11 protein-coding genes are annotated in these 12,238 nt (G+C 67.8%); 6 read left to right on the top strand and 5 right to left on the bottom strand.

Annotated features, from left to right (window positions below):
- Nucleotides 1–258: 258 nt before the first annotated feature.
- The 6 genes from BLU55_RS14005 to BLU55_RS14030 all read left to right on the top strand — a co-directional run bounded on the left by BLU55_RS14005 (nt 259) and on the right by BLU55_RS14030 (nt 6,128).
- A complete protein-coding gene (locus BLU55_RS14005; protein WP_091730831.1) occupies nt 259–2,088 on the top strand; it encodes an AMP-dependent synthetase/ligase in 1,830 nt (609 codons plus the stop codon).
- Between the two features lie 171 nt (nt 2,089–2,259).
- Nucleotides 2,260–2,715: a TA system antitoxin ParD family protein gene (locus BLU55_RS14010; protein WP_091730834.1), complete on the top strand. Its 456-nt coding sequence runs from the start codon at nt 2,260–2,262 to the stop codon at nt 2,713–2,715.
- 360 nt (nt 2,716–3,075) lie between these two features.
- The gene (locus BLU55_RS19525) at nt 3,076–3,561 is read left to right on the top strand and encodes a nucleotidyltransferase domain-containing protein (RefSeq protein ID WP_157682868.1); all 486 of its coding nucleotides are present in this window, start codon (nt 3,076–3,078) and stop codon (nt 3,559–3,561) included.
- Between the two features lie 270 nt (nt 3,562–3,831).
- Entirely contained in the window at nt 3,832–4,164 is a 333-nt protein-coding gene (locus tag BLU55_RS14020; RefSeq protein ID WP_157682869.1) for a hypothetical protein, read from the top strand.
- Between the two features lie 310 nt (nt 4,165–4,474).
- Nucleotides 4,475–4,765, top strand: a complete 291-nt coding sequence (locus tag BLU55_RS14025) for a helix-turn-helix transcriptional regulator (RefSeq protein ID WP_157682870.1) — start codon at nt 4,475–4,477, stop codon at nt 4,763–4,765.
- A gap of 184 nt (nt 4,766–4,949) precedes the next feature.
- Nucleotides 4,950–6,128 carry a type II toxin-antitoxin system HipA family toxin gene (locus BLU55_RS14030; protein ID WP_197680998.1) on the top strand — a complete coding sequence of 393 codons (1,179 nt, stop codon included), beginning with the start codon at nt 4,950–4,952 and terminating at the stop codon, nt 6,126–6,128.
- Between the two features lie 68 nt (nt 6,129–6,196).
- Here the strand turns inward: BLU55_RS14030 and BLU55_RS14035 are convergent, their stop codons facing one another.
- The 5 genes from BLU55_RS14035 to BLU55_RS14055 form a co-directional block, all read right to left on the bottom strand.
- A complete protein-coding gene (locus BLU55_RS14035; protein WP_157682871.1) occupies nt 6,197–7,333 on the bottom strand; it encodes an ABC transporter permease in 1,137 nt (378 codons plus the stop codon).
- Nucleotides 7,334–7,451: 118 nt separating this feature from the next.
- A complete protein-coding gene (locus BLU55_RS14040; RefSeq protein ID WP_091733944.1) occupies nt 7,452–8,516 on the bottom strand; it encodes a zinc-binding dehydrogenase in 1,065 nt (354 codons plus the stop codon).
- 55 nt (nt 8,517–8,571) lie between these two features.
- Nucleotides 8,572–9,549, bottom strand: a complete 978-nt coding sequence (locus BLU55_RS14045; protein WP_091733946.1) for an NAD(P)H-dependent flavin oxidoreductase — start codon at nt 9,547–9,549, stop codon at nt 8,572–8,574.
- A gap of 82 nt (nt 9,550–9,631) precedes the next feature.
- Nucleotides 9,632–10,612: an alpha/beta hydrolase gene (locus BLU55_RS14050; protein ID WP_091730851.1), complete on the bottom strand. Its 981-nt coding sequence runs from the start codon at nt 10,610–10,612 to the stop codon at nt 9,632–9,634.
- Nucleotides 10,609–12,183, bottom strand: a complete 1,575-nt coding sequence (locus tag BLU55_RS14055; protein WP_269457919.1) for a flavin-containing monooxygenase — start codon at nt 12,181–12,183, stop codon at nt 10,609–10,611. Before BLU55_RS14055 ends, BLU55_RS14050 begins: the two co-directional genes overlap by 4 nt.
- Nucleotides 12,184–12,238 lie beyond the last annotated feature (55 nt).

Genomic DNA, 12,238 nt, shown 5'->3' on the forward strand with positions numbered 1-12,238 from the left:
CAAGGGTCGCGGTACTTGCCCCGCGTTTGAGCCGAGGCGAGACCGTTGGCGGCCCCGGCTGCGCCAGCAACCTAGTTGACTCCCAGCAGCCCTCTCGGGGTCCCGGGACCCCCCAGCCGCGCCCATGCCGGACTAGACGGTCAAAAGCGAGCAGTGTTCGGTATTCTCGCGAACCCCGTGGCCTCCATTCCGGTCACGTCACCCAGGAGCCGGGACCCTGAACAGGGCCCCGGCAACCCCCAGGCAGGAGCCCCACACATGCCGCGGTCGTACACCGACATGACCTTCGTCGAGAATAGGTCGCCGAGCGTGGCCGCGCAGTTCCGGGAGCGGGTCCAGAAGTCTCCCGAGCGCGAGGCCTACCGCTACCCGGCCGCCGACGGGGAGCCCTGGACCTCGATCACCTGGAAGGAGACCGGCGAGCGCGTCGAGCGCCTCGCCGCCGGGCCGCTGGCGCTGGGCCTCGAGCCCGAACAGCGGGTAGGCATTGCGTCCAACACCCGGGTGGAGTGGATCTTCGCCGACCTGGCGATCATGTGCGCCGGTGGCGCCACCACGACCGTCTACCCCTCGACGATGGCCGAGGACGTCGCCTACATCGTCGCCGACTCCGAGTGCAAGGTGGTCTTCGCCGAGGACATCAGCCAGCTCGACAAGCTCAAGCAGCACCGCACCGAGCTGCCCCACCTCCACAAGGTCGTGCTCTTCGAGGGCGCCGGCGACGGCGACTGGGTGATCAGCCTCGACGACCTCGCCACCCTGGGCGAGAAGCACCTCACCGAGAACGCCGACGCAGTCGACCGAGCCGTCAACGCCATCGGCCCCGACCAGCTCGCCACGCTGATCTACACCTCCGGCACCACCGGCCGGCCCAAGGGCGTCCGCCTCAAGCACTCCTCGTGGACCTACCAAGGCGCCGCCATGGAGGCCCACGGCATCCTCAGCGAGGAGGACCTGCAGTTCCTGTGGCTGCCGATGGCCCACTCCTTCGGCAAGGTGCTGCTCTCCACCCAGCTCGCCTGCGGCTTCGCCACCGCCGTCGACGGCCGGGTCGAGAAGATCATCGACAACCTCGCCGTCGTCAAGCCGACCTTCATGGGAGCGGCACCCCGCATCTTCGAGAAGGCCCACGGTCGGATCCTGACCATGCAGGCCGCCGAGGGCGGGGCCAAGGAGAAGATCTTCAACCAGGCCTTCGCCGTCGGGCGCAAGGTCGACGCCCTTCAGCGCGAGGGCAAGTCGGTCCCGCTGCCGCTCAAGCTGCAGCACGCCCTCTTCGACCGGCTCGTGTTCTCCAAGATCCGCGACCGCTTCGGCGGACGGGTGCGCTTCTTCATCTCCGGTGCCGCCGCGCTCAACCGCGACATCGCCGAGTGGTTCCACGCCGCGGGCATCCTCATCCTCGAGGGCTACGGCCTCACCGAGACCTCCGCCGGCTCCTTCGTCAACCACCCCGACCACTACAAGTTCGGCACCGTCGGCCCCGTCGTTCCCGGCAGCCAGGTTCGCATTGGCGAGAACGACGAGATCCAGATCAAGGGCCCCGGGGTCATGGACGGCTACCACAACCTGCCCGACCAGACCGCCGAGACGCTCACCGAGGACGGGTGGCTGCGCACCGGCGACAAGGGCAGCCTCGACGACGAGGGCTACCTCACCATCACCGGCCGCATCAAGGAGCTCTTCAAGACCTCCGGCGGCAAGTACATCGCGCCCCCTGCCATCGAGGCGAAGTTCAAGGCCGTGTGCCCCTACGCCAGCCAGTTCATGGTCTTCGGCGACGAGCGCAACTACTGCGTCGCGCTCGTGACCCTCGACCCCGACGCGATCGTGGGCTGGGCCGAGGAGAACGGCCTGGGCGGCAAGTCCTACAGCGAGATCGTCGCGGACCCCAGGACCGAGCAGATGGTCGACGCCTACGTCGAGGACCTCAACGGCCAGCTCAACCGCTGGGAGACCATCAAGAAGTTCAAGCTCCTCGACCACGACCTCTCGGTCGAGTCCGGCGAGCTCACGCCCTCAATGAAGGTCAAGCGCAACGTCGTCCAGACCAACCACAAGGACCTGATCGACGTCATGTACGTCTAGAGCCCGACGGTGGCACCTGGGTGCAGGTGAGTATCGGCTTGCGCAAGGCCGGTCCCCACCTGCACCCGGTTGGCGTCCCAGACAGGTGACTTCGCGCCTAGATCTGACGAGACCACGATCGTGAGCAGGCGTTACTGTGGCGTAGCCGACTGCTGCAGTTGGAGGTGTGCGATGGGACGCAAGGCCGAACGCTTCACCCGGTTCGACGAGGCGCTCTACGAAGCCGCCGCCGTCGAGGGGTCGCGGCAGTCTCGATCGACTCGGCAGCAGCTCGAGCAGTGGGCACGACTCGGCGCCGCTCTCTCTGCCCAGATGCAGGCGCCGGGTAACCGGGTGCGACTCGGCGGCCTCGAAAGCACGATCCCCCAGCGAGACATCACCCGCGACGAGGCGCGCCAGCTCGACGCCGTGACCACAGTTCGTATCGACGACGCCGTTGAACGGGCCGATTTCACTGACGCACCTCTCCCAGACTTCACCACAGTCTCGCCCGACCCACACCGAGTCCTGGGCGACCTGGCCGCGCGCGCGCAGATCAGCGCACACGCCCGAGACCGGCTGCGTGATGCATTAGCCCACCTGGACAACGCCCTCAACGACCAGCAGCCGCCCAAGACCGGCCGATGACGCTACCGAACCCTGTCGTCGGTCGAAACGCCGCCGGAGTTCGACGTCCGCGTCGGACCGATGCGACGCCGGGCGCCCAGGGCTACCGCGCGGCGGATGCGCTGCCCCGCGGTCGTGGGCCGCCACGTGCCCCACAGCCTTCACTCAAGTGTCAAACTGCCAGTATTGTGGCACCATTCAGATGTGGACCTGAGTTCGCCGTTGCGGTCGCTGGTTCCCAGCTTGGACTCGGCTGTGCTCGAGGTCTTGTCGCGCACAGAGTCCGGTCTTGGCCAGTCCAGGATCGCGCGGCTCGCGCCTCGCGGCAGCCGCTCCGGATTGAGCCTCGCCCTGGACCGGCTGGTACTACACGGATTGGTCATGGCTGACCCCACCAACCACGGGTTCGTCTACCGGCTGAACCGGGACCACGTGCTCGTCGCCGCAGTTGAGGTCGCGATGCGTGCCCGCGCGACTGTATTGGAGCGCCTGGCGAGCGCCGTTGAGGCGCTCGTACCGGCGCCGACGCACGTGGCGGTGTTCGGGTCGTTCGCGCGCGGCGACGGCACTCCGCACAGCGACATCGACGTACTGGTCCTCCTCGAGCCCGGCCACCGCCTCGACGACGCGGCGTGGGTGGAACAGATGCGCCACCTGGGAGAGCAAGTCCTATCCTGGACCGGCAACCGCGCGGAGATGCTGGTGCTGGAGTCAGAAGCCTTCTCGCTATCAATCCGCACCGGCGAACCCATCATCGCCGCGCTCCTGGAGGAGTCAATCCAGCTGCAGGGTCTGCCCCTAGAGGAGCTGGTACGTCGGCAGGCTGCACACACTCCCCCAGACGAGCCCAGGCCGAGCAGTGAGTAGTCCGAGGCGTCCTTCGTGTGATCGGCACCAGTGACGAGCAGGCGGTCACGCCCGCTCGTCGACGACGCCGTAAGCCGCGTCGACGTGCATGCTTGCGTCTTGGTCGGGAATCCGCACCTTCAGGCCATGGACACTCCCGCACCGCCAATGCACCCCCGCACTTTCACCATCACCTCACGCGAACGCAGCGACGTCCCAACTCAGCCGCTCCTCGAACTACTCGACGAGGCGGTCGCTCATGACGACACGTGGAACCCCCACGCTAGGCGCATGCTGGCCCTCGCGGTCAACGCCGGCCCCGCCACCGCGCTCGTGCGTGCCCTCACGAACCGGTCCGCCTGCCTGCTGCCCCTCGTTGTGGCAGAAGGGCTGCTGCCCCCGTTCCTGAACCAGGTCGCGGTGGCGCACTCGCGAGGGGTGGACCAGGGCGTGTCGACCGCGGACCTGCTGGGCTCACTCGCCCTGGCCTTCAGGGCGGGCGAGGAAGGGCTGGTCCACCGTGCGGCCCCAGCTGCTTCGTGCATCAGCCGGGACCCGGTGGTAGCTGTGAAGGCCGCGTACCTACTGACGCGTGAACTCGCCTGTTTCGGCGCAAGAGCCTGACGCCGGACGGTTGGCCAATCACGGGCTCGCCAAGCAGAACATCTCCGCGAGCGCTGGACCACCGCCAGGGCTGACGAAATTCGATGCCCGCCCTGGGGTGCCGCAGCAACGGGTAGGCAGCGTTACCGCGGCTGACCGGCACGTCCCGCGCCCACCCCGCTGCCGGTGACTCATTCCATGAGCTACTGCCCTCGAATCCATGCGGGCGGTATCATAAATCGAACCGTGAGGGGCCTATGGTCTGTTTTATGTTACCGGGGGGATCCTGTTGAAGCGTGAACGCACGTACCTTCCCATCACCGTTGCAGCGGTGAACGCGCTCGGCCTGCAGATCGCTGTAGCCCGCCGCGAGCTCGGCTGGACCGCCGCCGAGCTCGCCAGCCGCCTCGGAGTCACCAAGCAGACGGTCCTGCGCATCGAGAATGGCTCACCCAACACCGCCATCGGTACCGCCCTAGAAGCCGCAGTCCTGTGCGGGATAGCTCTGTTCGGACCCGACCCGCACGACAGCGCACGAGTTGCCGACCAGGAGAGGGCCCGCCTGGCACTTCTCCCGGCGCGGGTCCGCCTGAACACCCCGGAGCTCGACAATGACTTCTAGAACACCCACCGCCAAGACCCCCAGGGTCCCACCGACATCTGGCGCGCCCTCCGGCGAAACTGCGCCGGCCGCATCCGGCCGTAGGTCAGCCAAGTCCAGCAGCCAAGACCGGGCGTACGTGTGGGCGTGGTTGCCCGGAGCCACCACCCCGGTGGTGGCGGGGGTCCTGGGTGCTGCTGGTGCTATGCTCGATAGCGAGCCCGTGCTCGCGTTTCGCTACGCGGCCAGCTACCTGGCCCGGCGCGACGCGATCTCCCTGTTTCAGCCCGAACTGCCCCTCACCGACCAGGTCTTCGACCCCAGGCGCCCCGCCGGCCGCGGCCGCGACCCACTCCCGCTCGCCGGATGCCTGCGTGACGCGGCACCTGACGCCTGGGGTCGCCGGGTCATCAACCTTCGCCGAGCCGGCAACCCCGACGCCGACTTCGGCGAGATGACCTACCTGTTGTCGTCGGGCAGCAACCGCATCGGTGGGCTCGACTTCCAGGCCTCCCCCACCAAGTACGTCACCCGCGACGAGGACGCCACCCTTGAGCAACTGCTACAGCTGACCGACCTCGTCGAGGCCGGTCTCCCCGTACCGCCAACACTGGAGGCCGCCGCGCAGCACGGCACCAGCATCGGCGGCGCCCGACCCAAGGCGCTGTTGACCGACGGCAATCGTCACCTCGTCGCAAAGTTCTCCTCCACCACCGACACCCGGCCGGTCGTGAAAGCCGAGGCTGTCGCGATGCTGCTCGCCGCCCGGGCCGGCCTCAACGTGGCGCCCGTCGAGGTCCGACGCGTCGACGGGCGCGACGTGCTCCTGGTCGAACGCTTCGACCGAGTCGCCACCCTCCCGGTCCCTACGCGGCGGCTCATGCTGTCGATGCTCACCGTTCTCGGCTACACCGCGATGAGCTCGCGCCACGCCAGCTACGCCGAGATCGCCCAGGCTGTCCGTTCCGGCCCATGGACCGACGTGACCGGAACCCTGCTCGAGGTCTACAAGAGGCTCGTCCTCAACGTCATCGTCGGCAACAACGACGACCACCTGCGCAACCACGCCGCGTTCTGGGACGGTCAGCACCTCACCCTCACCCCGGCGTACGACATCGCGCCCCAACCGCGCAGCAGCCAGACCTCCACCCAGGCGATCGGCATCACCCGCGACGGCACCCGGTGGAGCCAGCTCGCAACCTGCCACCAGGTAGCGCCTGACTTCCTCCTCACCCCCGCCCAAGCGAAGGACATCACCGAGGAGATCGTCGAGCTGGTGCACCGCGACTGGATAGAGGTCGCCGACCAGGCCCAGCTCACAACCCCCGAGCGAGACGACCTGTGGCACCGGGAGATCCTCAACCCGTTCATCCACCAGACCTGAGCCCCAGGCGGCATGTGCCCGCACCTGAGCAGCTCGGTTCACAGCGTCCGAGCCCTTGGCCAGTTCGATCAGGCGGGTACCTCTTGGGGGTTGCGCCGAACGCGACCTGGCAGCGTGTTGGTCATCATGACCACCGCGACGCCGACCAAGGCATAGATGACCAGCACGGTCGCCGGTCCCGCCACCGAGGCGTCCGGGAAGTACAAACGCTCACGGACGAGACTCGCACCCGCGCCCGTAGGCAGCCCCTGACCCAGGACACGAGCCCAGTCGGGGAGGAACTCGGGGATGACCGAAGCGCCCGAGACGACGACCCCGACCAAGAAGTACAGCGTGCCCAAGTTGGCGCCGACCGGTCCGAGGAGGGCGACGGCTGCAGCCACCGACGCGGTCATAGCGAGGGACAGCAGCGCGAACGCTCCGAGCAAGGACCAAAGTTCTCCACTCGGGATGACCCCGAAGATGCTGGCGCCCAGTGAGACGGCTGCCGCTGAGAGGAACGCGTACGCCAACAGGATCGACACGTGGGCCACTCCCCTCATGGGTGACCGGGCCGTGCGGGGGCCCAGCCTCCCCAGCGCGGTGGAAGCGACAGTGGCCCCAATTGCCAGCACCTGCACCAGAAGACCAAGCGCTGACCCGCCGCGATCAGCGGCAGGGAGGGGCACCAGATCAGTCACCTTGGCCGGTGTGGAGAACGCGGCGAGGGTGGAGGGGGACACAGGCGTGTCTGCCGCAGCGATCTCCTCTACCTGTCGTGCTCTCTCTTGGGTGACGACGGTGGTGAAAGCTGTTCGCAAGGCGGTGGCGGCGCTCGGGCCAGCGGCGCTAGCGACGAACAGCTCCGGCGAACTCGAACTTACGTCGACGCCGCCGTAGACGGCCTTGCTCTCGACCGCGCGTGACAACTCATCGGCTGAGTCGTACTGACGGGCGTCGTAGTCACCCCCCGCCTCGATCTGCGCCGTCACGTCCGCCCGCTGGGCGGAATTGGCCACCACACCGACCGGGAGGTCGCGCGGCCGGGGACTGTGAACGGCGCCCATGTAGTACATGATGAGGACGACTTGCACCACTGCTCCGATGAGGAGAACCCCCACCACAGTGCGTCGCAGGGACCGCGCCGTGGATCGGGCGGCACCTGGGTCCGAGGTGAAGGTGTCGGCTGTTTGGCTCTTCCCCGCTTCGGGACTTGTCTGGGCCATGGTGTCTCCTTGTTCGGCGAGCTCGTCGCGTACTGCTGTTCGGTAGCTGCTTCGCGGCGCAGGCGGACGGCGGCCTATTCGGGGCCTATGCGGGCCGTGGTTGCGGCGGATGCCTCGATCAGGCGGCGTTCGGCTGCACGAGGATCCGCACGGGGCTCCCGGTGCCGTCTCGCAGGAGGCTGATTCCGTCCGCGATGTCCTCGAGCGCGACGACGTTGCTGATCGAGGCGGACAAGTCCAGACGTCCGGTGGACACGAGCCGGGCCAGGACACCGATGTCGCTGGGGTCGTACCCGAGGTGACCCAGCACCTGTTTCCGGCTGAGGCTGAACATCATGCTCATCCCCACAGACAACTCCTCGGCACTCATGCCGACTCCGACCAGGCGCCCACCGTTGGCCAGGGCGCCTAGCGCCTGGTCGAAAGTGACCTGACGGCCGACTGCGTCGAAGACCGCGTCGAGGCCCCGACCGCCGGTCACCTTGGCGACGTGCGCTGCGAGGTCGGGGTCTCGCGGGTCGAGCGCGAAGTCCGCGCCGAGATCCAGGGCACGCTGCCGGGCGGCGGGGTCGAGGTCAACGGCGATGATCGGGGCGGCGCCGACCAGTCGAGCGATCTGCAACACGTGGGTTCCGACCCCACCTATACCCCATACCCCCACGGACTCTCCGACGCGCACCTTCGCCGTGTGCGCGACTGCGGCGAAAGGTGTGGAGACGGCGTCGGCCAGGATGGCGGCGTGCTCCATCGAGACGTTCTCGGGGATCAGCGTCAGACCCTGCGCCTGGGCGACCGTGTACTCGGCCCAGGCGCCGTCGTAGGCGAACGCCATCAGCTGCAGCGCGGTGCAGCGGCCGTACTCGGCTCGTCGGCAGGCCGAGCATCGCCCGCATGGGCGGCCAGCGGCCGGCACGACCCGGTCACCGACGTGCCAGCGCTCGACGCCGGCGCCGAGCTCAGCGATAGTGCCGGAGGCCTCGTGCCCCTGGGTGATTACCCGCGGCCCCATTGCCGGGAACGTCCCGTCGAGCAGCGAGAGGTCGGAGTGGCAGATGCCGCTGAACGCAACCTTGATCAGTACTTCGCCTGGCCCTGGGGACGGCAGGGGCACGTTGGTGACCTCGAAGGTCCGCGTGGTCGTGTCGAGTCGCTGTGCGCGCATCGTCGTGGTGTTGGCAGCCATCAGTGGGGCACCCTTTCCGGTGGTCATGAGGTGGTCGTGAGGTTGGTGGGAGGTGTCAGGCGAGCGTGGCGGCGAGGCGCTGGCGGATGATCAACTCGGCCTCATCCACAATCCGGTCGATGACTTCGCGGCAGCTGGCGACATCGTCGATCAGCCCCTGGGACTGGCCGGCCCACCACATGCCGGCGTCGACGTCTCCGCCGGCGAGCACGTTCTCGCGACCCCGGGTTCCGGATGCGAGGTGTGCGATGTCGGCGAACGTCGCGTCCGCGCGCGCAGAGAGCTCGAGGATTTCCTCCGAGACAGCGTTGCGCGCCACGCGCGCGGTGTTGCGGAACTGCCGGAACACCAGCACGGTGTCTCGCTCACTGTTCGCGACGATCTGCTGCTTCACAGCGTCATGGACCGGAGCCTCGGTGGTGGCGACGAACCGGGTCCCCATGTTGATCGCATCGGCGCCGAGCGCGAGGGCTGCAACCAGCCCTGCACCGTCGGCGAACCCACCCGAGGCAACGATCGGGATGTGCAGTGCACGCGCTGCCAGTGGCAGGAGCACGAGGCCCGGGATGTCGTCTTCACCGGGATGGCCAGCGCACTCGAACCCGTCGACGCTGACGGCGTCGACACCGAGCTGTTGCGCCTTCAACGCGTGGCGGACGGCGACCGCCTTGTGGATGACCTTCACTCCTGCGGCCTTGAACGCAGGAAGGTGGGGGGCCGGGTTCGCGCCTGCGGTCTCGACGACGGAGACGCGGCCTTCGATGATCGCCTGGCGGTACTCCTCGTAGGGAACCGGGTTCAGGGTGGGAAGGATCGTCAGGTTCACGCCGAACGGCTTGTCCGTCATGGTGCGGCAGCGCGCGATCTCTTTCGCCAGCGCTTCGGGTGTCGGCTGGGTCAACGCCGCCAGGAACCCCAGTGCTCCGGCCTCGGCTACGGGCGCGACCAAGTCCGCGGTGCCCACCGCAGTCATCCCACCGCATACGACGGGGTGCTCGACGCCGAACATCTCGGTGAACCTGGTGCGAAACATGGTGTCCTTCTGCATAAAGGTTGACGGGCGCCAATGGTGTTCGCCCAATGACTGCGCACACGCCGCGAGGGCGGGCGGCGGATCAGGTCGCGAGATGTTGCCGGAGCCACTCATCGAGGTGCCGATACGCGTCGCGCCGCGGATCGGGGAGTGACAAGAAGACGTCGTGCCGGGCGTCCGTGACAGGCACCACCGTGGTCTCACCACCGAGGCACCCCGTCCACCGGGCGATCTGCTTGACGTCGAGAACCGTGTCCGCGCGGTCGCTCCGCTCCGAATGCTCCCGGGCGTAGTGAGTCTTGTCAGATCGCAGCACGAGCGAGGGAACCCCGACGTCGAGTCCGCGATGCAGCTGCGCGTGTCCACGTCGAACGGCGTTCAGCCAGCCGACCGTGACCGGGAACCCGTCCAGAGGTCGGAGCGCCAGGTCGTAGTTCCACTCCCCCTCACGGCTGACGTGCAGCGAGTCGCCGTAGACGGTGCTCCGGGGGAGGTCGAGCACCCGCAAGGGAGCAACCTTTGCGAGAACGCGCAACGCCTGGGTTATGGGGCCACGCATCCTCGGCGCGCCCTGCAGATCGAACCACGGGCTGTTGAGCACGAGACCGGCCACGGGCCTGGTGCGGCCAGCACGGCGACGGCGGTCCAGCCACAGCGGAGCGATTAGCCCGCCGGTGGAGTGCGCGACCACCACGAGAGGGACACCGGGGTGTTCGGTGGCGACGAGATCGAGTGACCGTTCGAGTTCGACGTCGTGATGGCTCAGGTCGGCGACGTAGTGCGCAGTTTGCCCTGGCCGGCGGGCCCGGCCTGACTTGCGCAGATCGAGTGCGTAGAAGGCCAGTCCTTGAGCGGCAAAGAAGTCAGCCAGTTCGGTCTGGAAGAAGTAGTCGGCGAACCCGTGCAGGTACAGCACTGCCCCTCGGGGGTTGCCGCCAGCGCCGAGGAGGCGCCGGACTAGGACCGCGGCGACGTCGCCCTCGCCGTCGGGGTCAGGACCGAGCTCGAGGACCTGGTGTTGATAACTGCCCCCGAGCACGTCGGGTTGCCAACTCGAGCTCATTGTGAAACGTCCACCGGCGTGAGCTGCTCGCTAGCGCGGGGGGCGACCGGGGTCACCGGAATCAGTGTGCGAGCCAGATTCGTGCGCAGAGTGGTGATGGAGTCGAGCACGTACTCCTGCCGGACCCGCCACGGCGCACGGTCTCCCTGCCTCGGGAAGGCGCCGATGGAGCGTTGCACGTAGCCGGCCGCAAGGCCCAGCAGCGGCTGGGGTGTCAGGTCGGCGTCGGGCTTGGGGACCACGGCGGCGTGTCCGCGGCGCTCCATCCAGCCCAGCACCTTGCAAACCAGGCGGTGGCTGAGGTCGGCGCGAAGCGTCCATGAGGCGTTGGTGTAACCGATGCAGACGGCGAAGTTCGGGACACCGGTCACCATCGCGCCGTTCCACACGAACTGTTCTGACAACTCCACCCGCCGGCCGTCCACGTGCGGGTCGATTCCCCCGAAGGCGAGCAACTTCAACCCGGTGGCGGTGACGATGACGTCGGCCTCGAGCACCCGCCCCGACGCGAGCTCGATGCCTTCGCGCGTGAACCGTTCGATCCGGTCCGTCACAACGTCGGCGCGGCCGTTCTTGATGGCGCGGAACAAGTCCGCGCTCGGCACCGCGCAGAGCCGCTGGTCCCACGGGTCGTAGGAGGGGGTGAAGTGCTCGGCGACGAGTTCCGGGTCACCGAGGATCTTTGTCGTCGCCTGGGTCAAGAGCTTGCGTGCCTGCTGCGGACGACGCTGGCAGAACTGGTAGAAGGCCGTGGAGAACGCGATGTTCTTCACACGGATAGCCGCATGTGCCAGTCCGGCGGGCAGCGCGGCCTGCAGCTTCTCGGCCTTCTTGTCCCGTCCGGGAACGGCGCTGATCCAGGTCGGGGTTCGCTGCAGCATCGTCACGCGTTCGGCTGCACTGTCACCCTTCAACATGGAAGGTACGAGCGTTACCGCGGTCGCGCCTGACCCGATCACCACGACGCGCTTGCCGGCGTAGTCGAGGGTCTCGGGCCAGAACTGCGGGTGGACCACTGTCCCGGCGAAGTCCTCGGCGCCGTCGAAGGCTGGGGCATGCGGCTGGTCGTAGTCGTAGTAGCCGGCGCAGGAGTACAAGAACGTGCACGTCAGGGTGCGGCGGTCGCCGGTGCGCGGGTCCTCTACCGTCAGCGTCCAGCGAGAGGTCGTGGTGTCGAAATCAGCCGCGACGACCTTGCTGGAATACTGGATGCGCTCGTCGAGGCCGAACTCTTGCGCTGTCTCACGGATGTAGCTCAGGATCTCGGCCCCGTCGGCCAGTGACTTGCTGTCACTCCACGGCCGGAACGAGTAGCCCAGGGTGTACATGTCGGAGTCTGATCTGACGCCGGGGTACCGGAAGAGGTCCCACGTCCCTCCGAGATCTTCGCGGGCCTCCAGCACGACGAACGAGGTCCCCGGACGCTCGGTCTGCAGCCGGTACGCCGCCCCCACACCGGACAGCCCTGCCCCCACCACCACGACGTCCACATGCTCAGCGGCGTGTCCCCGACTGTGCATATCTGCAGGTGCGGCGGCGGACGCAGTCGAGTTTTCTGGGTGCGGATCCATGGATCCATGGTCTCGTCACACACCGCGTTGCCCTTTACCTGAAACGACAGACCCT

Origin of the sequence: Nocardioides scoriae (assembly GCF_900104965.1) — a bacterium.
In the GTDB taxonomy this organism is placed as follows: Bacteria; Actinomycetota; Actinomycetes; order Propionibacteriales; family Nocardioidaceae; genus Marmoricola; species Marmoricola scoriae.

Excerpts from the sequence above, each read along its gene's own strand:
- BLU55_RS14005 (WP_091730831.1), top strand. The coding sequence starts at position 259 with ATGCCGCGGTCGTACACCGACATGACCTTCGTCGAGAATAGGTCGCCG.
- BLU55_RS14045 (WP_091733946.1), bottom strand. The coding sequence starts at position 9,549 with ATGTTTCGCACCAGGTTCACCGAGATGTTCGGCGTCGAGCACCCCGTC.
- BLU55_RS14035 (WP_157682871.1), bottom strand. The coding sequence starts at position 7,333 with ATGGCCCAGACAAGTCCCGAAGCGGGGAAGAGCCAAACAGCCGACACC.
- BLU55_RS14055 (WP_269457919.1), bottom strand. The coding sequence starts at position 12,183 with ATGGATCCGCACCCAGAAAACTCGACTGCGTCCGCCGCCGCACCTGCA.
- BLU55_RS14020 (WP_157682869.1), top strand. The coding sequence starts at position 3,832 with ATGCTGGCCCTCGCGGTCAACGCCGGCCCCGCCACCGCGCTCGTGCGT.
- BLU55_RS19525 (WP_157682868.1), top strand. The coding sequence starts at position 3,076 with ATGGCTGACCCCACCAACCACGGGTTCGTCTACCGGCTGAACCGGGAC.
- BLU55_RS14010 (WP_091730834.1), top strand. The coding sequence starts at position 2,260 with ATGGGACGCAAGGCCGAACGCTTCACCCGGTTCGACGAGGCGCTCTAC.
- BLU55_RS14050 (WP_091730851.1), bottom strand. The coding sequence starts at position 10,612 with ATGAGCTCGAGTTGGCAACCCGACGTGCTCGGGGGCAGTTATCAACAC.
- BLU55_RS14030 (WP_197680998.1), top strand. The coding sequence starts at position 4,950 with ATGCTCGATAGCGAGCCCGTGCTCGCGTTTCGCTACGCGGCCAGCTAC.
- BLU55_RS14040 (WP_091733944.1), bottom strand. The coding sequence starts at position 8,516 with ATGGCTGCCAACACCACGACGATGCGCGCACAGCGACTCGACACGACC.